The 21,919-nt window shown below is 30.5% G+C and carries 21 protein-coding genes and 1 pseudogene; 19 read left to right on the top strand and 3 right to left on the bottom strand.

All coding sequences use genetic code 11. The annotated features are described in order from the left end of the window. Positions 1-261 precede the first annotated feature (261 nt). The 8 genes from SOR60_RS06730 to SOR60_RS06765 all read left to right on the top strand — a co-directional run bounded on the left by SOR60_RS06730 (position 262) and on the right by SOR60_RS06765 (position 7,820). Positions 262-942, top strand: coding sequence for a phosphoribosylaminoimidazolesuccinocarboxamide synthase (locus SOR60_RS06730; RefSeq protein ID WP_320595527.1), 681 nt, complete (start codon positions 262-264; stop codon positions 940-942). Between the two features lie 15 nt (positions 943-957). After that, positions 958-1,440 (top strand): 5-(carboxyamino)imidazole ribonucleotide mutase, encoded by a 483-nt coding sequence (gene purE, locus SOR60_RS06735; RefSeq protein WP_320595528.1) that lies wholly within the window; start codon positions 958-960, stop codon positions 1,438-1,440. 98 nt (positions 1,441-1,538) lie between these two features. Continuing rightward, a complete protein-coding gene (locus SOR60_RS06740; RefSeq protein ID WP_320595529.1) occupies positions 1,539-2,720 on the top strand; it encodes an amidophosphoribosyltransferase in 1,182 nt (393 codons plus the stop codon). Position 2,721: 1 nt separating this feature from the next. Continuing rightward, the gene (purM, locus tag SOR60_RS06745; protein WP_320595530.1) at positions 2,722-3,747 is read left to right on the top strand and encodes a phosphoribosylformylglycinamidine cyclo-ligase; all 1,026 of its coding nucleotides are present in this window, start codon (positions 2,722-2,724) and stop codon (positions 3,745-3,747) included. Continuing rightward, positions 3,731-4,336 carry a phosphoribosylglycinamide formyltransferase gene (gene purN / locus SOR60_RS06750; RefSeq protein WP_320595531.1) on the top strand — a complete coding sequence of 202 codons (606 nt, stop codon included), beginning with the start codon at positions 3,731-3,733 and terminating at the stop codon, positions 4,334-4,336. The genes purM and purN overlap by 17 nt, the downstream gene beginning before the upstream one ends. Positions 4,337-4,343: 7 nt before the next feature. Next, positions 4,344-5,588 carry a phosphoribosylamine--glycine ligase gene (gene purD / locus SOR60_RS06755; RefSeq protein ID WP_320595532.1) on the top strand — a complete coding sequence of 415 codons (1,245 nt, stop codon included), beginning with the start codon at positions 4,344-4,346 and terminating at the stop codon, positions 5,586-5,588. A gap of 119 nt (positions 5,589-5,707) precedes the next feature. Further along, positions 5,708-6,559: an SDR family oxidoreductase gene (locus tag SOR60_RS06760; RefSeq protein WP_320595533.1), complete on the top strand. Its 852-nt coding sequence runs from the start codon at positions 5,708-5,710 to the stop codon at positions 6,557-6,559. Next, positions 6,549-7,820, top strand: a complete 1,272-nt coding sequence (locus SOR60_RS06765; protein ID WP_320595534.1) for a dicarboxylate/amino acid:cation symporter — start codon at positions 6,549-6,551, stop codon at positions 7,818-7,820. The genes SOR60_RS06760 and SOR60_RS06765 overlap by 11 nt, the downstream gene beginning before the upstream one ends. A 1,400-nt stretch (positions 7,821-9,220) precedes the next feature. On the opposite strand, the pseudogene SOR60_RS06770 reads toward SOR60_RS06765, so the two are convergent. Further along, positions 9,221-10,152: pseudogene (locus SOR60_RS06770) on the bottom strand (IS30 family transposase). A 348-nt stretch (positions 10,153-10,500) separates the two neighbouring features. On the opposite strand from SOR60_RS06770, the gene SOR60_RS06775 reads away from it, so the two are divergent. Then, complete coding sequence (locus SOR60_RS06775) at positions 10,501-11,652, top strand: glycerate kinase (protein ID WP_320595535.1); 1,152 nt, start codon at positions 10,501-10,503, stop codon at positions 11,650-11,652. A gap of 33 nt (positions 11,653-11,685) precedes the next feature. Here the strand turns inward: SOR60_RS06775 and SOR60_RS06780 are convergent, their stop codons facing one another. Continuing rightward, positions 11,686-12,792 (bottom strand): CdaR family transcriptional regulator, encoded by a 1,107-nt coding sequence (locus SOR60_RS06780; RefSeq protein ID WP_320595536.1) that lies wholly within the window; start codon positions 12,790-12,792, stop codon positions 11,686-11,688. A gap of 136 nt (positions 12,793-12,928) precedes the next feature. Between SOR60_RS06780 and SOR60_RS06785 the strand changes: the two genes are divergently transcribed. The 10 genes from SOR60_RS06785 to SOR60_RS10520 all read left to right on the top strand — a co-directional run bounded on the left by SOR60_RS06785 (position 12,929) and on the right by SOR60_RS10520 (position 21,533). Then, on the top strand, positions 12,929-14,305 hold the full coding sequence (locus tag SOR60_RS06785; RefSeq protein ID WP_320595537.1) for a GntP family permease: 1,377 nt from the start codon (positions 12,929-12,931) through the stop codon (positions 14,303-14,305). A gap of 29 nt (positions 14,306-14,334) precedes the next feature. Further along, positions 14,335-15,843: a UxaA family hydrolase gene (locus SOR60_RS06790; RefSeq protein ID WP_320595538.1), complete on the top strand. Its 1,509-nt coding sequence runs from the start codon at positions 14,335-14,337 to the stop codon at positions 15,841-15,843. Between the two features lie 67 nt (positions 15,844-15,910). Further along, on the top strand, positions 15,911-16,801 hold the full coding sequence (gene garR / locus SOR60_RS06795; protein ID WP_320595539.1) for a 2-hydroxy-3-oxopropionate reductase: 891 nt from the start codon (positions 15,911-15,913) through the stop codon (positions 16,799-16,801). Further along, positions 16,801-18,129 carry an enolase C-terminal domain-like protein gene (locus SOR60_RS06800; protein WP_320595540.1) on the top strand — a complete coding sequence of 443 codons (1,329 nt, stop codon included), beginning with the start codon at positions 16,801-16,803 and terminating at the stop codon, positions 18,127-18,129. Before garR ends, SOR60_RS06800 begins: the two co-directional genes overlap by 1 nt. Before the next feature lie 11 nt (positions 18,130-18,140). Then, positions 18,141-19,049, top strand: coding sequence for a dihydrodipicolinate synthase family protein (locus SOR60_RS06805; protein ID WP_320595541.1), 909 nt, complete (start codon positions 18,141-18,143; stop codon positions 19,047-19,049). A 48-nt stretch (positions 19,050-19,097) separates the two neighbouring features. Next, on the top strand, positions 19,098-20,096 hold the full coding sequence (locus tag SOR60_RS06810; protein ID WP_320595542.1) for a hydroxyacid dehydrogenase: 999 nt from the start codon (positions 19,098-19,100) through the stop codon (positions 20,094-20,096). 312 nt (positions 20,097-20,408) lie between these two features. Continuing rightward, the gene (locus SOR60_RS06815; protein ID WP_320595544.1) at positions 20,409-20,510 is read left to right on the top strand and encodes a transposase; all 102 of its coding nucleotides are present in this window, start codon (positions 20,409-20,411) and stop codon (positions 20,508-20,510) included. Between the two features lie 175 nt (positions 20,511-20,685). Beyond that, positions 20,686-20,907, top strand: coding sequence for a transposase (locus tag SOR60_RS10510; protein WP_407654227.1), 222 nt, complete (start codon positions 20,686-20,688; stop codon positions 20,905-20,907). Between the two features lie 212 nt (positions 20,908-21,119). After that, positions 21,120-21,227 carry a DDE-type integrase/transposase/recombinase gene (locus SOR60_RS10515; protein WP_407654226.1) on the top strand — a complete coding sequence of 36 codons (108 nt, stop codon included), beginning with the start codon at positions 21,120-21,122 and terminating at the stop codon, positions 21,225-21,227. A gap of 186 nt (positions 21,228-21,413) precedes the next feature. After that, a complete protein-coding gene (locus tag SOR60_RS10520; protein WP_154539279.1) occupies positions 21,414-21,533 on the top strand; it encodes an IS3 family transposase in 120 nt (39 codons plus the stop codon). Between the two features lie 140 nt (positions 21,534-21,673). Here SOR60_RS10520 and SOR60_RS06820 read toward each other — a convergent pair. Beyond that, positions 21,674-21,919: transposase (locus tag SOR60_RS06820; protein ID WP_320595543.1), on the bottom strand; the 246-nt coding region annotated here is incomplete at its 5' end.

Raw genomic sequence — 21,919 nt, forward strand, 5'->3', positions numbered from 1 at the left:
ACTTGAGAATTTTAAGATGTTTTAAAAAGTTTGAAATTGTTCTTGACTTTTAATTTTTACCTTGGTATTATGAACATGAACTAAGGATAAGCTCAAGAAAATTGGGCGAAAGTGTACCTAGGGATCTGTTAATTCAAGACCGAGCTGTACGATATTTTTTTGAAAGTATTACACCAGAGGGATAAAAGCCCAGGAGGATAGGTTTCGTAGCCTATCCTTCTGGGTTTATTTTTGTTTAATTTTAAAATTTGAGGAGAAAAAATGAATATTATCTACAAGGGTAAAACAAAGAACTTAGTTGAAAGCAATGGAAAAATGTACTGCCTTTTCAAGGATACCATGACTGGAACTGATGGAGTATTTGATACAGGTGGAAACCAAGTAGCTGGTTCAAAAGAAGGTGCGGGGGCTGAGTGTCTAAAAGTATCTAAATTTTTCTTTGAAAAGATAAATCAAGCAGGTGTAAAGACACATTATCTTGGAGCAGATATTGATAATAATCTCATGGAGATTGAAAATTGTAGTGTATTTGGCAAGGGTCTTGAAGTTATAACAAGATTTAAGGCTGTTGGTTCATTTATAAGAAGATATGGGCTATATACAAAAGAAGGTCAAGAACTTAATGCATATTCTGAAATTACTTTGAAAGATGATAATCGTGAAGATCCATTAATTACCAAGGAAGGTCTAGTAGAATTAAATATACTTTCTGAAGATGAATACGATGAAATAATTAGGGAAAATAAAAAGGTTGCAAAACTTGTTAAAAAAATTCTAAATGAATATGGATTAGAATTATATGATATCAAATTTGAATGGGGAAGACATAAAGATTCTGGTGAAGTTTTACTTATAGATGAAGTTTCTGGTGGAAACATGAGAGCTTACAAGGATGGTAAGTACATTGAACCACTTGAACTATCAAGGTATCTAGGACTATAAAAGAAAGGTATCAAAATGAAAGTATCAGTAATTATTGGCTCCTTATCTGATAGTTCTATAGCCGATAAAGTCGTAAAAAAACTTAAAGACTTTGGGATTGAAGTTGAAGTTAAGGTTATATCAGCTCATAGAGCACTAAAAAGCTTAGAAAAATATGTAAAAGAAAGCGAAAATGAATCTGAAGTATACATTGGAATAGCTGGAAAAGCTGCACATCTTTCAGGTGTTATAGCAGCCATAACTACAAGACCAGTTATAGGTATACCTGCAAAATCATCTCATCTAGGAGGAATTGAAGCACTACTTTCTACAGTGGAGATGCCAACAGGTGTACCTGTAGCAACTGTTGCTATAGGTGGTGGAGAAAACGCCGCAATCCTAGCAGCAGAAATCCTAGCTGTAAAATATGATGATTTAAGAGAAAAACTTAAGGATTTAAGAGTTGAGATTAAGAAAACTATAGATAGCACTGAATACATATATGGGAATAAATACTGAGTGGAATTGTAGGAATTTTTTCTAAAAAGAAATATAAAAATATATTCCCTAACTTGTATTCTGCCCTCTATGCTTTACAACATAGGGGACAAGATGCTATGGGAATTTCGTTATTAGCCCATGAGAAATTATCTGAAATAAAGGGCGAGGGAGATATATCAAAAAATATAAAATTTGATAATATATCAACTCTTGCAGGAAATGTTGGACTTGGATATATAAAGTATCCTTTTTCAGGAGATGATTCATCACTTTTACCAATGCCTTGGCTCTTTTACCCAAGAGATAATACAAGGAAAAATCTCATAGCTATTGATGGAAAATTTATAACAGATATCAGTGTTGAAGAGATTGTAGAAAAGTTAAATAACCATAATATAGATCAGATAAGAGATTTTGTATCAAATTTAAAGGGAGCCTATTCTATTATAGTTATTAATGAAAAAAGAATGATAGCTATAAGAGATCCTTATGGAATAAAGACTTTATCAGTAGGAATAAAAGAAGATGATTATATAGTAGCAAGTGAAACTTGCACTATAGAGTCAATAGATGGCAAATTAATTCATGATTTAAAACCCGGTGAAATTTTTATAGTCGATGATTATGGCGAAGAATCATACTTTGCTAAAGAATACTCAAATGCTCCTTGTATATTTGAATTTGTGTATACTGCAAGACCTGATTCATATATAAATAGTGTAAGTGTGTATGACGCTAGAATAAAAATGGGAGAAATCCTTTATAGGGAACATCCAGTTGATGCTGATATAGTTGTTGGTAGCCCTGATTCAGGTATGATTTCAGCTCTTGGATTTTCACAAGCTTCAGGAATTAGATATGAAAAAGCCATAGTTAGGAATAGATATATAGGTAGAACCTTTATCTTACCAACAGATTCTATGAGAAAAAAGGGAATCAAGATAAAATTAAATCCTATAAGACATTTAATTAAGGGTAAGAGAGTGGTTCTCGTTGATGATTCTATAGTTCGTGGAAATACCATTAAGAGAGTTATTGAGATTTTAAAGGAGTCAGGTGCCAAGGAAGTTCATATAAGAATAGCATCACCTCAAGTTATAAAAGAGGAAACTCTTACATTTGATATACCTAGAAAAGATCATCTTATTAGTAACAACAGGAGTCTTGATGAGATTAGAGAAATTATAGGGGCTGATTCCCTTGGTTTTATTTCCTTAGATGGGCTTAGGGAAGCCTGCGGAAATAAGGTATATTATGAAAATTGTTTTGACGGATTTAACCCTTTAGAAAGGATTTAATATGCCAATAAGTTATAAAGATTCTGGTGTTGATGTAGCCCAAGGACATAAAGAAATTGAGTTAATTAAAAACATAGTTGAAAGTACTCATTCAAAAAATGTATTAAGTAAGCTTGGCGGATTTTCTGGATTATTTAGTCTTGAAAATTATAATTTTAAAAACCCTGTTCTTGTATCTGGAACTGATGGGGTAGGGACGAAGCTAATGCTTGCACAAATGATGGATAAACATGACAGTATAGGAATAGATTGTGTAGCCATGTGTGTAAATGATATTTTATGTCAAGGTGCAAAACCATTATTTTTTCTTGATTATATAGCTTGTGGAAAATTAGTTCCTGAAAAAATGGAAAAAATAGTATCAGGAGTAGCCAAAGGCTGTAAAGAGTCTTTTGCAGCTTTAATTGGAGGAGAAACAGCAGAAATGCCAGGTTTATATAAGGAAAATGAATATGACTTGGCTGGTTTTTGCGTTGGTATAGTCGATAAGGATAGGATAATTACAGGAGAAAAAATTAAAGAAGGTAATCATATATTCGGACTTAAATCTTCTGGAATCCACTCTAATGGATATTCACTAGTTAGAAAGATAGTTCTAGAAAAGGAAAAATTATCGTTAGATCAAAAGATTGAAGGACTTGAATTAAGTCTTGGACAAGAGCTTTTAAAACCTACAAGAATATATGTAAAGGAAGTTTTAAATTTACTTGCAAAAATCGAAATAAATGGTCTAAGTCATATTACCGGTGGTGGTTTTTATGAAAATATACCAAGAATGATACCTGATGGTCTTTGTGCAAAAATTGATGTAAGTGATATAGAAATTCCATATATATTTAATCTTCTTCAAAAATGGGGAGAACTTGATAAAAAAGATATGTATGAGACATTTAATATGGGTGTAGGTTTAGTTTTTGTTGTAGACAAGTCTTGTTGTAGCCTTGTTCATAAAGTAATTGATGAGAATTTACTTTTAGACTTAGGTGAAATAAAAAAAGGAAAAGAGAAAATTGAGCTTAAATACTAAAAAGATTGTAGTTCTTATATCAGGCTATGGTACAAATCTCCAATCTATAATTGATAATTGTATAAATAATAATATTAATGGAGAAATAAAAGTTGTAATATCAAATAAAAAAGATGCCTATGGTCTTATAAGAGCACAAAAAGCAAATATAGATACAAAAGTTATAACTGATAATAAAGAGCTTTTAATATTTCTTTTAAATCAAAATATAGATCTGATAATACTTGCAGGATACTTAAAAATCTTACCAGAAGAGATAATTAACGCATTTAAATCAAGAATAATAAATATTCACCCATCATTAATTCCTTCATTTTGTGGTATGGGATTTTATGGGATGAGGGTTCATGAGGCTGTATTTAAAAAGGGTGTAAGATATACTGGTGCTACAACTCATTTTGTAACAAAAGATGCTGATGAGGGTCCTATAATATATCAAAAAATAATTGAAATTAAAGAAGACTATAATATTGAAACAATAGCAAATAAAGTACTCGAAAAAGAGCATGAAATCCTTGTTAAATCAGTAAAAGATTTCTGTGATGATAAACTATATATCAAAGATAATAAAGTATACACAAAGAAATAGGAGTATTATGAAAGTATTAATTATTGGAAATGGCGGAAGAGAGCATGCACTAGCTTGGAAAGTTTCAAAATCGAAAATAGTAAGTGATATTTATCTTGCAAGAGGAAATGCAGGAACCTCATCTTTTTGTAAAAATATAGATATAGATGCAACAGATATAGACTCTCTTTTAGAATTTGCAATTGATAAAAAAATAGACTTAACTATAGTTGGTCCTGAAGATTCACTTTGCATGGGAATAGTAGATAAATTTAAAGAAAATGGACTTAAAATATTTGGACCTGATAAGTCATGTGCAAGGTTTGAAAAGTCTAAAAAATTTACCAAAGAATTTCTAGAAAAATACAAGATACCTACAGCTAAGTATAAATTTTTTACTTGCTTTGATGATGCAAAAGAATCTTTGAAAGAATTTTCATATCCTTTAGTCATAAAAGCTGATGGACTTTGCTTGGGTAAAGGAGTTATAATTTGTCAAAATGAAAATGAAGCAATATCAACTCTTGAAGATATATTTATTAAAAAAATCTTTAAGGAAGAAGGCTCCACTGTTATTATAGAAGAATTTTTAAAAGGCATTGAAGAATCGCTACTTTGTATGGTAGCAGATAATAAACTTTTCCCATTAGAAACCTGCAAAGACCATAAACAAATTTATGATGGAAATAAGGGTCCCAACACAGGTGGTGTCGGGACTTATTCTCCAAATAATTTTTCTAATAAGACAAAGTATAATATAGAAAAGATTTTAGGAAAAATAGAATACGGTTTAAGTGATTCAGGCTTTCATTATTATGGAATATTATTTATTGGGTTTATGATAGACGAAGACGAGCCAAAAGTATTGGAATTTAACGTAAGATTTGGAGATCCAGAAACTGAAACTTTAATGCCTAGACTTAAGTCTGACTTAATTAGTTTAATAGACAAATGCCTAAACAAAACTCTTACAAGAGAAGATATAATTTGGTCAGATGATTATTGTCTTTCTTTAATACTAGTATCAGATGGATATCCTTCAAAATACGAAAAGAATAAAGTAATAAGTGGAATAGAAAGAGTTAATAATAGTCTAGTTTTTCATAATGGAACAAAAATTAAAGATGGATATATTTTATCGGACGGAGGCAGAGTTTTGACAATTTGCTCCAAGGCTAAAAGCTTACAGGAAGCAAGAAAAATTGCTTATGATGACTGCAATAGGATATATTTTGAAAATAAGTATTATAGGACAGATATTGGTTTAAATTAGCTAGCTTGTGCTAGCTTTTTTATTATATATAAATCAAAATCTGATTAGAAAAAATAAATGAAAAATTAATTGCAATATGATATAATACAATATATTAATATATTTAGAAAGGAAAAACTATGAGAATAAATACAATATGGATAACAGGTGCTCATGGTAGATTAGGCTCTACCTTAGTTAGATACCTAGATCCACTGGAAGCTGAAATTATAGCTACAGATAAAGAAGAAGTAGATATTACAAATCAAGATGAAGTTAATTTATTTATAGATAGAAATAGACCAAAAATTATAATTAACTGCTCTGGACTTTCTAAAAGACAAGAATGTGAGGATAATCCAGATAAGGCATATTTATTAAATGCTTTGGGAGCAAAACATATTGCCATATCATCCAATAGAGTAAGGGCAAAATTAGTTCACTTATCGACAGCCGATGTATTTGATGGAGAAACAATTCATCCATATAAGGAAATTGATACACCAAAGCCAAAAACAGTTTATGGAAAAAGTAAATATTTGGGTGAAGAGTTTGTAAAAACATTTGCTAATAGTTATTTCATAGTTAGAGTATCAAGACTTTATTCTAGAGAAAATAACTTAGTTGAAAAAATTATTGAACAAGCCAAAAGTGGTCTTGTTAAAGTTCCTAAATCAAGATATGGATCACCAACTTCCACTTACGAACTTACGAAATTTTTATTATCCATAATGGGTACAAATGCTTATGGAATATATCACGCTTCATGTGGAGGAACTTGTTCTTTTAAAACTTTTGCCAAAAAAATAATAGATTTTACAAAGATAGAAGCAGAAATTGAAGAAATTAGGGATAGTGATAGGGTAGAATTTGAACCTGCTTTTAGGGGGATGGATAATTACTTCCTAGACTTACTAGGTAAAAATACTTTTAAATCTTGGGAAGATGCCCTAGAAGACTATCTAAGAAAGGAGTACGGCTATGGAGCGTAAAGTAAATAAAAAAACAGGTCTTACTTCAAAAATATTTATAGCACTTATATCTGGTATGATACTAGGAATTATAATGCACTACTTTGTACCGGCAGGACATATCAAAGATGACATCCTAATTGAAGGGGTCTTTTATGTAATTGGACAAATGTTTATAAGGGCTATGCAAATGCTTGTTGTCCCTCTAGTATTTTTCTCAATCGCAGATGGTTGTAGAAATATGGGAGATACGAAGACTTTAGGTAAGGTTGGTATAAGAATAGTATCATTTTATCTATTAACCACAGCTTTGGCTATAGTTATTGCCTTAGTTATAGCATCAATAATTGGACCTGGTAAGGGAATGAATATGAGTCTTGGATCAAATGAATTTGCAATGGAGACAGCTGAGAAAACTTCAATGAAAGATACAATTCTTAATATGATTCCAACCAATCCAATAGAAGCCTTAGCAAAGGGAAACATGCTACAAATAATAATATTTGCAGTTATAGTCGGACTTTTGATAGCTGGAATGGAAGATAGGATGGAAACTTTAGGAAATATTATAACTGAAATGAATGATCTTATGATGAGCATGACCATGGCAGTTATGAAAATTGCTCCAATAGGCGTATTTTTCCTTATTGCAAGAACTTTTGCAAATTTAGGATATGATGTAATCTTATCCATGTTATCCTATATGGCGTCAGTTATATTAGGTTTAGGATTCCAGCTTTTTGTAGTCTATTTATTATTACTTACCGTTTTTGTAAGAATAAATCCTTTTGTTTTCTTGAAAAGGTACTTTCCAGTAATGACCTTTGCTTTTTCTACAGCCTCATCTAATGCAACTGTACCAATAAATATACAAACCTTAGAAGACATAGGTGTAGATAAAAAAATATCATCATTTACTATCCCATTAGGAGCTACAGTAAATATGGATGGTACAGCAATAATGCAAGGTGTAGCTGTTGTATTTATAGCAAATGCTTATGGAATTAACTTAAGTTTGAATGACTTTTTAACAGTAATATTAACAGCAACTATAGCATCAGTTGGTACAGCTGGTATACCATCAGTTGGTCTAGTAACACTTTCAATGGTACTTACTTCAGTAGGACTTCCAGTTGAAGGTATAGCAATGATTATGGGTATAGATAGAATTCTTGATATGGCAAGGACAGCTATTAATATCACAGGAGATGCTGCAGGTACAATAATAGTTGCAAATACTGTAGGAAATTTCGATAAAGAGAAATTCAACAAAAGAACATAAAAATAGGTTTTTAATGCTTTCATAGTATAGATAAATTTACAATGAGTTAGAAGTGAAATTCTAGCTCTTTTTTACATATAAAATTTTTACTTTAATCTTAAAATAATTAATATTTTATTTCTAAAGTATAATAAAGAAATACGTTTTAGAACTTTGCTGAAGTTATAATATCATCAGTGAAACATTAGCTATAAATTTAAACTTATCTAATAAGCTTTCAATAACTGTTTTTAAGTGCACAGAAATGCTAAACTTAAATGATTATATATGATTTTTTAGTAATTTAATATTTTTTGTTTTTAAACCTTGCAAAAGAAATTGATTGATTTTATAAATTTCTTTAATAGTATTGTCACAAGATATTAACTAATCACAATATAGTATTCTATTTTCTGCTTTTTAAAGTGAATTCTACGCTTAAATTCCTTAGAGCCTGAATGAACAAAGTCTTTTTGAATTAGCATCCAATACTTTTCAAGTTTCTTGTATTCGATGTTAATAGCTTCTCCATAGCATAGAATCTAGCTTTAAGTAAAGTTTTATAAAAATGACTATGATATGGAAACAATAAAAGATAATTTTAGATTTTTGAAAAAAGTTATTTAATTAAGCTAATGTAAGGCTGATATATACATATATATCAATAGTCATGGTTTTAAAATTATCTCTAGATTCTTTAGAAAATCTATTGAAATATTTGTTAAGGTGAGAAAGCTGTCTGTCTTCAACAGCATCAATTATTTTTACTATCTAAATCAGTCATGATAAAGTTTATAGAACCTCTAGAGTCATTTATATATTTAAATTCATCAAATCCAAGATTTTTAGCAAGCTTAAATTGCGATAGAGAGTATGATTTAAAGCATTGGTTAATGTATCTAGATACAGTCGAATAAGATATATTATTTATTTTTGATATATCCTTTTCACAAGTTTTTTGAGATAAAGATAAAAGGATAGTGTTTAGTTCTTTTAGATAATATAGAATAAAATTTATCAATAATATTTTTTAGCAATTAAAGTATAATAGCAATTTTTACAAAAAAATCGCTAATTCTTTAGTTTAAAAGCGACTGATTGTTTATTGATAAGTAACAATCTAACGAGACTTTTCTTGAGAAATATTTAATTATCTGAGTTCGAACCACATTATCAGAACAATGCATATTTCTGCCTTGTAGATAAACTAGAGTTTTACTATAGTTAATTACTTATTCATTAATTTCACCTGAAAAAGATAAGTTAGAATCTGTTAAAGAAATTGATTTGGATATACAATTAGTTATGTTAAAAGACATAGTTATCCTCCTTTGTTTATTTTTGGTACTTAATCTTAAAAGAAATTGAACTCTTTATCTCTTAATTTTTTATTTGATGAATTGCAAATAATATTGCGACACTCAAAGTAAACTAAGTTCGTGCATAAATATATCAAATGGAGTTTGATAATTTAGACATTTTCTAGGTTTATTATTAAGCTCCTTTGTGTTTTTTATTAACTCTTTTACGTCTATCTTAGCCAAATCAGTTTTCTTAGGATAATATTGCCTTAATAATCCATTTGAATTTTCATTACTTCCTCTTTGCAATGCTGAATATGGATCAGCAAAGTAAAAGTCTATACCAATTTTATCAATTTCAGTATAGCATGCAAATTCTTCGACTCTATTAGATGTAAAACTTTTTAAGGCTGACTTTGGTAAGGATTTTATCAACTTTTTGATTGCATCGAGCATAGAATCTTTACTTCTATTCTTCATTGGTAAGGCTATATAGAATCTTGATTTCATTCCAACAAAAGATGCTAAACAGCCTTTACTTTTATCTCTTGATGATACAACTATATCTAATTCCCAATGACCAAATTCTAGTCTTTTCTTTATTTTTTTAGGTCTATTTCTTATTGAAGTTCCAATATTAAATCGACCACGAGTTTCTTTTGGTTTTTTTGATTTAGCTTTTCTTCTAAGCTTTGTAATATCAAAATCAGGAATCCCTGAATATAGCCAATTATATATAGTTTTAAAGCAAATAGCAGCATTTAAAACTGTAACAGAAATTTGTTCTGAAGACTATTTTAAATTTAATTTTTCAACTATACTTTCTTTTAGTTGAACATTGATTTTAGTCTTTCTACCTTTAAGTAAAGCTTTAGATTTGTGATCTTTATTCGCTGTTTCAGCATTATAATTATCTCCATATCTTTTAAGTTCTCTAGAAATTGTCGAATGATGGAAACCTAAAATTTTTGCTATTCTTCTAGAAGAATAGCCTTCAGCATTAATACCTCTATCTTATTTCTATCATTTATGGTAATATGTTTATGGCTCATATTAACCTCCGCGTGTGTTTTTGTCGTTATTAACATTTTACACGAAGTTAGTATGAGTTTTTAATTTTTAGTGGTGTCGCATTTAATTTTACAACTTGTCATTTAAAAAATTGTTGATGTAGATTTCTCTTCACCAATACAATTTATTGTAGAACCGTTTTTTTGAGATATCTTCTAAATTATAGGATAATAAAGATAATTAGATAGTTAATGGTTAAAATTTTAAAAGACTTTGTTATAGATGACAACATTATAATTATCTTAAATTTTAATTTTATGATTAGTACTATATAATATGATGATATTTTTTATTATAATTAACTATATAATAAGATAAAGGAGACATGGATGAATATAGCAGTACTTGTAGATTCTTTTAAAGGTAGCCTTAGTTCACTTGAGGCTGGAAATATAATAAAAGATTCTATTTTAGAAATAAATGATAAAGAAAATATTAAGGTTATGCCTGTTGCTGATGGTGGTGAAGGAATGGTTGAATCTTTAGCTGATCTTAAAGGAGCAAGTGAAACAGAACTTGTTGTAAAGGATCCTTTACTTAGGAACATCAAGGCAAAATATATTATACTGGATAATAAAAACATACATCCTGAAAAGGTAGCAATCATAGAAATGAGTGCTGCAGCAGGTATTACACTTATATCAGATAGTCTATCTCCAATGGAAGCTTCTACATATGGAGTAGGAGATATAATTATTGATGCTCTCGATAGAGGAGTTAAAAGCTTTATAGTTGGTATTGGAGGCTCTGCAACCAATGATGGTGGTGTTGGAATGTTAACTCGATTAGGTGTAGATTTTCTAAATGATAAAGGAAAAAAAATTCATCCTTCAGCATTGGGAATAAAAGAGCTCGATAAAATTGATATTAGTAACATGGATAGCAGGCTAAATGATTGTAAATTTGCTGTGGCTTGTGATGTTACTAATCCTCTAACAGGACCTAATGGCAGTGCTCATGTTTTTGGTCCACAGAAAGGTGCTAGCCCTAAACAAGTCGAGGAAATAAATGATTTGCATTGTAAACTTTATGAAAAAACAAGAGAAATTATCAATGATGCTGATAGTGAATATCCAGGTTCAGGAGCTGCAGGTGGCTTAGGATACGCATTTAAAAATTATCTTGATGCAGAACTATCTTCGGGAATTAAGATAATTCTAGATTTATTAAAAGCAGAAGATATTATAAGGGAAACTGATATAGTGATTACTGGTGAGGGAAGGCTTGATAAACAGTCAGCTTATGGAAAAACCCCTATAGGGGTTGCAAAACTTGCTAAAAAATATGGAAAGACTGTTATAGCTTTTTCTGGAGTTGCTTCAAATGAGGCGGAAGTTGTAAATGAAGAGGGTATAGATGCATTTTTCCCAATTATTGGAGAAGTTATTGAATTAAAAGAGGCAATGGATAAAGAAGTAGCTAGAGAAAATCTAAGAAGATGTGTAAAACAAGTCTTTAGACTCATATACAAGATTAAGTAACCTTATTAAGGCAAGACTTAGCTAAGTCTTGCTTTAATAATTTTCAGAATTTTTAAGTGTAAAGAATGCAAACCATAATACTACATAGTCATTATATTTTCTTGGGTCATAACCTGTAAGAGATTCTAATTTGTTAAGCCTATATTGAATAGAATTTTTGTGCATAAACATATTATCAGCAATGGCTGTGATAGATCCATTATATTTTCCGTATAAGAAGAACAATTCTTCATATATTTCTATATCTTTATTATCAATATTTTTTAATATTTTATATGAAAATTCATACAAGTCTTTATCTTCAATAGACGTGAGTATAAGACCAAGATCCATATACTTATAAAAAAGTATAGGACCTTTCTTGTTATTATATTCTGACCATTTCTGGGATCTTAATGCTTGTTTGTAAAACTCATGCGCTTTATCAAGATTGTAAAATATACTAGATACTCCAAAATTAAGTTTTAAATTATAAGAATTGTTGGCATGATTTACAATTAAATTTAAATGTTTATTAATGTCATCATATGTACAATCGAGATAAACTATGACAAACCTATCATGTATTATCGATGTGTATAATTTGTTATTTTTATAATTTGACTCAGTTAATTTAATAAGATTCCTTTTTGTGGAAAAATCAATTGAGTTAAATTTAATCTTTGATACGGCTATTGCTTTTGCATCGGTTTCAATATTTTTTGGCAAGAAATCTAAATTATACAATTGGGAATTTAATATAGATTCTATTATATATTTCTTATTTTCAAATTCTATATTCTGATTTTCTTTTATCCACTCTTCTTTAATTAGAATCTCTGTCATTCTTTTTATGATAGTACCATATTTTTTTACAATTTCATATTCTCCTGAAATACCAATCACACCAATTGTTTCTTTATCAAATTTAACAGGAAGATTTACTCCTTTTTTTGCCCCTGGATATTCATTATCATAAATAATTCCTATAGTTCGCCCAAGTGTGATGCATTCTATAGCTCCGTTATGTATGCTTCCTATTCTTTTTAAATCTGTAGATGCAATGATAATTCCGTCTTGGTCCATAAAATTGATATCTTGTTTTATTGTATCTTTTAAGCTTTCTACTATGTTTTGTGCTAAATTTTCATTGATTTTCATATTTCCTCCTAAACTTTATTGTTACAAAAACCAAAGAAAAAATCAAGGAAAACCTTATTTATCGTAGTTTATAACATAGAAAATTTGATTTAGTAGTTGCTATAATGTAACCATAATAAATATTGGGAGGTATATTATGGTATCAGGTACACAGATGATACTAGGACTAGCAATTGGTATTGCTGTATTGATATTTTTGTCGATGAAGACTAAAGTACATACTTTTATTGCATTAATTTTTGCGGCGCTTATAACTGGATTAGTCGGAGGCTTAGGTATTTCTGAAGTTATGGGGTCAATTACGAAAGGTTTTGGTAATACTTTAAGTAGTACTGGAATTATAATAGGACTAGGTGTTATGATGGGAGCTGTTCTAGAAAAATCTGGAGCTGCAGAGCAAATAGCTTTTACTATAATAAGAAAAATAGGGAAGCATAAAGAAGAATGGGCGTTAGGAATAACTGGTTATATAGTTTCTATACCAGTATTCTCAGATTCAGCATTGGTTATTTTAACACCAATAGCTAAAGCATTATCAAAACTAACAGGCAAATCAGCTGTGGCGTTAGGTCTTGCGTTAGCAACAGGATTACAATTAACACATGTATTTGTACCACCTACACCAGGTCCACTTACTGTAGCAGGTATACTAGGAGTAGATGTCGGTGTAATGATAATTGCAGGTATTTTAGTTACAATTCCTACTTTAATTGTATCAATGTTATATTGTAAATGGTTAAATAAGAAGTTATATCTAATACCTAATGATGATGGAGTAACTTATACAAAAAAAGAGTTTAGACCAGAATATATAAAAGCAATTGAAGATATAGATAGATTACACAAAGAGAAAAATTTACCATCTCCTGTTATGTCTTTCGCACCAATAGTAGTTCCACTTATTCTTATTTTCGCAAACTCTATAGTAACTTTTGCAGGTATTGAAAATGTTTTAACACCAGTATTTAATCTATTGGGTCATCCAATAATAGCATTAACTATAGGGACATTAATATCTGTTTATGGTCTTGGAGGAAATATGAGTAGAACAGAAGTTCTTGATTATATTGAAGAAGGAATCAAGGCAACAGGTATGATTATGCTTATAACCGGAGCTGGTGGAGCATTAGGTATGGTAGTAAGAGAATCAGGAGTAGGTGATGCATTAGGCGAAGCTATATTATCAACATCAATACCAGCTTTATTAATACCATTCATCATTGCTGCTCTTATGAGAATTGCTTTAGGATCAGCTACTGTAGCACTTACTACAGCAGCAACATTAACAGCGCCTTTATTATTATCATTAGGTATGAATCCTGTTTTGGCAGCTATGTCTACATGTGCTGGTGGAGTAGCGTTTTCGTACTTTAATGACTCTGGATTCTGGGTATTTAATGGATTGTATGGATTATCTGAAGTGAGGGATCAATTTTGGGCTAAAACTATGATTTCATTTATAGGTTCTGGAGTTTCAATAATTGTTGTTATGATAGCTAGTTTATTTTTTTAAACATTAATTAAATTTAGAATGGATAAATAATGGAACTAAAATATATTAAGATAAATCAAAAAGATAATAATGTTACTGTAGTTAATGCAGAAGGAATAGAAAAGGGAGATAATTTAAAAGAATATAATATAATCGTCAAAGATTTTGTTCCATTGGGTAATAAAATTGCTATTCAAGATATAAATAAGGATTTACCAATAATTAGATATGGTGAAATCATTGGTTATGCTGATAGAGATATAAAGGCTGGAGAGTTAATTGATTTTAAATCTATCCATGTTAATAAAGTAAAAACTTTGGATATTGATATTCCATATAAAAGTAGAAAAGTTAATGATAAGAAAAATAAAGAAAGATATTTTTATGGATATGAAAATAAAGATGGAACAGTAGGCACGAAGAACTTGCTAGCAATTTCAACTAATGTCCAGTGTTCAGAGGGTTTCATTAATAAATTAGTTGATTATATAAAAAATAATTTGCTAGGAAAGTATGAAAATGTAGATGACGTAGTTACAGTATCTCACACATATGGTTGTGGTGTAGCAATAGATGCTTTAGACTCCGAAATTCCTCAAAGAATAATAAACAATATTATCAAAAATCCTAATTTTGGTGGTGAAGTGATGATGATTTGTTTAGGGTGTGAAAAGTTTACACCTGATAAGATAGAAGCAGTATCCAGTGAAGATATATTAGTTCAACAAAATCTAAGCTTTCATGAATCTTTTCAAAAAGCAATTGAAATGGCGGAAATAAGATTAAAAAGACTTAATAAAAGAAATAGAAAAAAATTTCCGTTATCAAAATTAAGAATAGGTCTTCAATGTGGTGGTTCTGATGCACTATCAGGTGTAACGGCTAATCCAACTATGGGATACGTTGCAGATAGGTTAGTAGAATACGGAGCCAGCGTAATATTTTCTGAAGTAACAGAGGTTAGAGATGCTTCAAATATAATTTTGTCTAGAATTAAAGATAAAGATTTAAGAAAAAAATATATTAATGAAATCAATTGGTATGATGATTATCTGGAAAAGTCTCAAGTAGATAGAAGTGCAAATCCGAGTCCTGGTAATAAAGCAGGTGGATTAACTACAGTTATAGATAAGGCTATGGGTTCAGTTGCTAAATCAGGAATTTCAGATATAACAGATATTTTGTTACCAGGAGAGTTAATAAAAAAACCTGGACTTACATTTGCAGCAACTCCTGCATCAGATTTTGTGTGCGGTACTTGTCAGCTTGCATCAGGAATAAATATGATGTTATTTTCAAGTGGAAGAGGTACAACATATAATTTAGCCCATGTTCCAGTTATAAAAATTGCTACAAATAATGTATTAGCAAAGAAATGGGGTGATTTAATAGATTTCAATACTGGTGATATTGCCATAGGAAAATCTTCTGTTGATGAAAAGGGTGAAGAACTTTTAGACTATATAATTGATGTTGCTAGTGGAGTAAAAATTACTAAGTCAGATCAATTAGGATTATACAATGCTTTAGTAGTATTTAACCCAGCACCAATAACTTGATTTATTTTTAGATAGAAGTTAATTGAAGCATATAAAAGAAAATTGTAAATTTAAATAGGAGGAAATAATGAAAATAGGATTTGTAGGGTTAGGCGTAATGGGAAAACCAATGGCTAGAAATTTAATGAAAGCAGGCTATGAACTTAATGTTAACACTTTAGAGGATAATGTTATTAAGGAATTTGAAACAGAAGGAGCGAAGGGATATTTATCCCAAAAGGAATTAGCTGAAGACTCTGATGTTATAATTTTAATGCTTCCAAATTCACCAAACTGTGAACAAGCACTTTTTGGTGAAGGGGGTCTTGCAGAAGGACTATCAGAAGGAAAAATCATTGTGGATATGTCTTCAATAAATCCAGTAGAATCACAAAAATTTGCTAAAAGGTTAGATGAAATTGGTGTTAAATATATAGATGCACCTGTATCTGGTGGAGAACCAAAAGCAATAGACGGAACACTAGCAGTAATGCTTGGTGGAGACATGGCAACATATGAAAAAGTTAAGCCAATAATTGAAAAGATGGCATCATCAATAGTTAGAGTAGGTGAAGTAGGTGCAGGAAATACAACAAAATTAGCAAATCAAATAGTTGTAGCGTTAAATATTGCAGCGGTATCTGAAGCTTTTATATTATCTAAGAAAGCTGGAGTTGATCCTGAGGCGGTTTATCAAGCGATTAGAGGTGGATTAGCAGGATCTACAGTAATGGATGCAAAAGGACCTATGATGCTTGAAAGAAATTTCAAACCAGGATTTAGAATTGATCTTCATATTAAAGATCTACAAAATGCTCTTGATACATCTCATGCTGTTAAGGCAGCTTTACCACTAACAGCAGAAGTTATGGAAATATTGCAAGCATTAAGAATTGACGGAAATGAAAAAGATGATCATTCAGCAATAGTTAAATATTATGAAAAAATAAATAATATTGAAGTAGGAGAAGATAAATAATGAGCATACCAAAAATTACAAAGATGGAGGTGCTCCCAGTAGCAGGCTATGATAGCATGCTACTGAACCTTTCTGGAGCACATGGCCCATATTTTACAAGAAATATAGTTATTCTTACAGATGACATGGGAAACGAAGGAATTGGAGAAGTACCGGGCGGAGAAAAAATTACAAACACTATTAAAGAGTGTGAAAACCTTGTAGTAGGTAGAAAAATTAGTGAATGTAAAAATATAATTCTAGATATAGAAAAAAAATACGAGAACTTTGATGATGGTGGCAGAGGAGAGCAAACATTTGACTTAAGAACAATTATTCATGCCATGACAGCGATAGAGACTCCTCTTTTAGATTTATTGGGCAAACATTTAGAGGTACCAGTTGCATCGTTATTAGGTGATGGACAACAAAGGGAAGAAGTAAGATTTCTTGGTTATTTATTCTATGTAGGTGATAAAGATAAGACAGATCTTCCTTACATATCAAATGATGACGATTCAGATAATTGGGGTAGATTAAGAAGAAAAGAAGCGTTGACCCCTGAAGCTATAAGGGCATTAGGAAAAGCAGCACATGAAAGATATGGATTTAAAGATTTTAAACTTAAAGGCGGAGTTCTAGAGGCTAGAGAAGAAATTAAAGCTATAAAAGTGTTAAAAGAAGAATTCCCAGATGCTAGGATAACGTTAGATCCTAATGGAGCTTGGTCATTGGAAGAGGCAGTGAATGTATGTAAAGATATGCATGGTATACTCACATATGTGGAAGATCCATGTGGTCCAGAAGGTACATTTTCAGGAAGAGAAATAATGGCAGAGTTTAAATCAAGAACAGGTCTCCCAACAGCAACAAATATGGTAGCAACTGATTGGAGACAAATGAGACACTCTGTAAGATTAAATTCAGTTGATATACCATTAGCAGATCCTCATTTTTGGAGAATGACTGGTTCTGTTAGAGTTGCTCAAATGTGTCATGACTTTGGTATGACATGGGGAGTTCATTCAAATAATCACTTTGATATATCATTAGCAATGGTAGCTCATACAGCCGCTGCGGCTCCTGGTGAGTATAATGCATGTGATACACATTGGATTTGGCAAGATGGACAAGATCTTTGTGACAATGCTATGAAAATTAAAGACGGCAAAGTATCAATCCCTAAAACTATGAAAGGTTTAGGAATCACAATTAATAGAGATAGACTTAACGAAGCTCATAAGCTCTATATAGATAATAAGCTAGGAGCTAGAGATGATTCTATAGCAATGCAATATCTAATCAAAGATTGGAGATTTGACAAAAAGAAACCTTGTTTAGTGAGGTGAAAGGAGAAGAAATGGCTTTTATATGTAACTTAAATTTACATGGTATAGTAGTACCAATTGTTACACCAGTAGATGAAAATGAAAATATTTCGGAAGATAAATTAAGAAAACAAGTTAACTTTGTAATTGAAGGTGGTGTTAATGGAATATTAGCTTTTGGATCAAATGGAGAATTCTATGTTTTAGATAAAGATGAAATGAGGTATGGGTTCGAGATAATGGTTGATGAGGCAAAGGGAAGAGTACCAATGTTTTTTGGAATAGGCGCCATTAGAACAAAAACTTGTATTGAATATGCAAAAATGGCAGAAGAACTTGGTGCTGATGGAATATCAATAATTCAACCCATGTTTTTAAAACCAACAGAAGAAGAACTATATGAACATTTTAAAGCAATAGCTGAGTCTGTTCCAAATTTATCTGTTTTGTTATATAACAATCCTGGAAGAACAGGTTATAAAATGTCCACAAATTTAGTATCTAGACTTGCTCATGATGTTGAGAACATAATTGGTATGAAGGATTCAAGTGGTGATATTACTGCTCTTTCTGAATTTATTAGAGTTACAAAAGATTTGGAATTTTCTGTTATGGGTGGTAAAGATACGCTTATATATCCAACTCTCGCAATGGGTGGATGTGGAGCAGTATGTTCGACAGCCAATATTATGCCAGAGATTGTATGTGGAATATTTGAAAAATATAGCAATGGAGACTTAGAAGGTGCTTTAGAAGATCAGTATAAATTGAACCCTATTAGGTTAAGTATGGATTTAGCTTCATTTCCTGTAGCTACCAAAGATATGGCTAACCTAAGAGGCATTGATGTTGGAGCTCCAATCAAACCAAGCTTAGCATCATCTGGAGAAGTTTTAGATAAAATTAAGAAATCTATGTTTGAAGGCGGTCTAATAGAGTAGTTGAAATGGATTAGGTTTGCCTAATCCGTTTTTTATATTGGAGGTCATATGTATAATTTTGTAATCACTAATCCTATAAATAATAAGGCTTTGGATATTATTAATGATGTAGGAAGCTATTATTTAGCTAATGATTCAAATCCAAATAACTATATTGAAAAAATGGAAAATGCAGATGCTCTTATTGTTAGCATTGCTAGCTGTGATCAGAATGTAATAAAAAACAGTCATAATTTAAAAGTTATTGGACGTACAGGAGTTGGCTACGATACAGTAGATGTTAATCTAGCTACAAAGTATGGAATTCCTGTAGTAATAACACCTGGAGCTAATAGTAGAAGTGTAGCAGAAGCTACAATAGGAGCATTATTTGCCCTTTCTAAAAAAATTATTGAGGTAAACTGTATTACAAGGTCTGGAAATTGGAATCGTGCAAGAAATGAAGAAAAATTTATTGAGTTATATGGAAAAACAATTGGAATAGTAGGAGTTGGGAATATTGGTTCTATAGTGGCTAATTTTTGTCAAAGCTTGGGTATGAGAGTGATTTGGTATGATCCATATGTTGATTCATTAGATTTGAAAGTAGAAAAATGCGGTATAAAATATGAGGAAATAAATAAATTAATAAAAGATTCTGACTTTATTTCTCTTCATGTTCCTCTTACTGATGAAACTAAAAACATGATTTCATATAATGAATTTAAATTAATGAAGAGTAGTGCATATATAATTAACTACAGTAGGGGTGGATTAATTAATGAAATAGACTTAATAAAAGCACTTGATGATAAATTAATCTCTGGAGCTGCTATTGATACATTTGAAAAGGAGCCTATTGATAAAAATTATCCACTATTGAAATCAAATAAAATAATAATATCTCCTCATAGTGCTTCCCAGTCTGACCAAGCTCAAATAAATGTTGCCAAAATGTGTATAGAAGGTTGTTTGGCAATATTAAATAGAAAAAAATGGCCTTATGTTGCAGATATAAATGTTTATAATCATAAAAAATGGAAAGACTGCGAATGGGCTGATATTTGAATGAAATAACTAATTAATTATTTCAAAATATATTTTTACTATTAAAATTCGAAACTGTGTAAAATTTTGTGTATATAGACCTCCTGATTGGGATAAAGAAAAGCTAATCAGGAGGAATTTTTATGCCAAGAAAAAGACCATAAACAAGAGTAAGTAAAATAGCGAAAATATTAATTTAAGAATATCAATCCCAAAATATACAAGATATTCAACAAGAACCTAAAGAACTTTTAGATAGCACAATGGAAGGAAATATTAAAGTCCTAACTTGATGAGCATATATACTATAAATACCGTCAAAAAACACTAAGTATAAAAACAAGAAATGGTTCCAGCAAGAAAAGAGTTAGGTCATCATATGGCAACATAGATATATCTATTCCACGAGATAGAGAAGGAAGTTTTAAACCATAGACTTTAAGGAAATATGAAAAAGATATTTTCAACATAGAAAATCAAATAGTATCAATGTATGCAAAACACATGGAACATAGTCAAAAAAGTAGACAAATAAATAGAACTGTAGGTCATTTGTCTAGACAAATGATGCGAAATATTTTATTGTATTGTTAGGAGGTCTTTTAGGACTATTAAACGTTATGATGAAGATTTTAAAATGTCCATTGTTTCTCTTCATGAGAATGGTCGCTCCATTAATTCTCTCGCTAGAGAGTATGGTGTTTCAGTTTCTACCGTTGCTAAATGTACTAAGCTGTATGCTAGTGTTTCTACTGAGACTGGCGAGGTTTTTACTGCTAAGCAAATTAAAGTATTGCAAAAAAGAAATGCTATCTTAGAGAAAAAAATTTAATTTTAAAAAAAGCCATTGCCATATTCAAAGAACGATTAAATGCTATTCACACTCTTAGGTTTGAGCATAAATTATCTACTCTTTGTAGGGTTTTAAATGTTAATGGGTCTACTTATTACAAGCATTTTTATGCTCCTGAGTCTAATAGAAGGGTTAGTGTAAATGATAGTGCTTCTAGATAAAATTTAGTTAAACAAGATTTTTCTTCCAGTATGCCTAATTGTGTTTGGGTTTTAGATATTACCTATCTTAAAGTTAATGGAAGGCATGCTTATCTTTGTGTTATTATTGACTTGTTTTCTAGGAGTGTAGTTTCCTAGAAGCTTGATTTTTCTATAAAATCAAGTCTTGTTTGTGATACTCTTAAGTCTGCCTTTATAAGAAGTGGTAATCCTGAAAATCTTATCTTTCATTCTGACCAAGGTAGCCAATATACGGGCATGATTTTAAAAATTTACTTGATGAATTAAGCATTACAGCTTCTTTTTCTAAAAAGGGATATCATTATGATAATACTGTTTTGTGAGTCTTTCTTTAAGTTTTTGAAGAAGGAATGTACAAATAGAAGGTCATATGAGTCTTTGGATGAGTTAAGAACTGATTTATTTGACAAAAAATTATACTGAGTGGGTCTGTAAATAGTTTTGTGTATCAATAGATGTTCATTCCTATAGGAATGGAGCCTATCTTAATTTTATATGAACTTAACAAACTGTCAAATTTTCATGAAAATTTGCAGCTGATTTTATAGTTTTTTTACCTGTTTTTAAAACCTCCCTTCAAAAAATATTGATAATTGGGATAAGATTTGATCCCAGCCACGAATTCTACTTGTCCATTTGCTTGAGGCATCTACCATTGCAAGGTACAAGCTTTTTTGTAGTGCGTAGTCATTTGGAAATATTGTTTTATTTTTGGTTACTTTTCTTAGTTGTCTATTGAAGTTTTCCATCGCGTTTGTTGTATATATTAGTTTTCTTATTCCTTCTGGGTATTTGAAATATGTGAGAAG

The sequence above is a fragment of the Anaerococcus porci genome (genome assembly GCF_034090325.1).
Classification (GTDB): domain Bacteria; phylum Bacillota; class Clostridia; order Tissierellales; family Peptoniphilaceae; genus Anaerococcus; species Anaerococcus porci.

Coding starts and splice junctions, on each gene's coding strand:
- SOR60_RS10515 (WP_407654226.1), top strand. CDS start 21,120: ATGCCTAATTGTGTTTGGGTTTTAGATATTACCTATCTTAAAGTTAAT.
- SOR60_RS06775 (WP_320595535.1), top strand. CDS start 10,501: ATGAATATAGCAGTACTTGTAGATTCTTTTAAAGGTAGCCTTAGTTCA.
- SOR60_RS06790 (WP_320595538.1), top strand. CDS start 14,335: ATGGAACTAAAATATATTAAGATAAATCAAAAAGATAATAATGTTACT.
- purM (WP_320595530.1), top strand. CDS start 2,722: ATGCCAATAAGTTATAAAGATTCTGGTGTTGATGTAGCCCAAGGACAT.
- SOR60_RS06785 (WP_320595537.1), top strand. CDS start 12,929: ATGGTATCAGGTACACAGATGATACTAGGACTAGCAATTGGTATTGCT.
- SOR60_RS10520 (WP_154539279.1), top strand. CDS start 21,414: ATGATAATACTGTTTTGTGAGTCTTTCTTTAAGTTTTTGAAGAAGGAA.
- purE (WP_320595528.1), top strand. CDS start 958: ATGAAAGTATCAGTAATTATTGGCTCCTTATCTGATAGTTCTATAGCC.
- SOR60_RS06740 (WP_320595529.1), top strand. CDS start 1,539: ATGGGAATTTCGTTATTAGCCCATGAGAAATTATCTGAAATAAAGGGC.
- SOR60_RS06760 (WP_320595533.1), top strand. CDS start 5,708: ATGAGAATAAATACAATATGGATAACAGGTGCTCATGGTAGATTAGGC.
- garR (WP_320595539.1), top strand. CDS start 15,911: ATGAAAATAGGATTTGTAGGGTTAGGCGTAATGGGAAAACCAATGGCT.
- SOR60_RS06800 (WP_320595540.1), top strand. CDS start 16,801: ATGAGCATACCAAAAATTACAAAGATGGAGGTGCTCCCAGTAGCAGGC.
- SOR60_RS06810 (WP_320595542.1), top strand. CDS start 19,098: ATGTATAATTTTGTAATCACTAATCCTATAAATAATAAGGCTTTGGAT.
- SOR60_RS06780 (WP_320595536.1), bottom strand. CDS start 12,792: ATGAAAATCAATGAAAATTTAGCACAAAACATAGTAGAAAGCTTAAAA.
- SOR60_RS06730 (WP_320595527.1), top strand. CDS start 262: ATGAATATTATCTACAAGGGTAAAACAAAGAACTTAGTTGAAAGCAAT.
- SOR60_RS06765 (WP_320595534.1), top strand. CDS start 6,549: ATGGAGCGTAAAGTAAATAAAAAAACAGGTCTTACTTCAAAAATATTT.
- purD (WP_320595532.1), top strand. CDS start 4,344: ATGAAAGTATTAATTATTGGAAATGGCGGAAGAGAGCATGCACTAGCT.
- SOR60_RS06805 (WP_320595541.1), top strand. CDS start 18,141: ATGGCTTTTATATGTAACTTAAATTTACATGGTATAGTAGTACCAATT.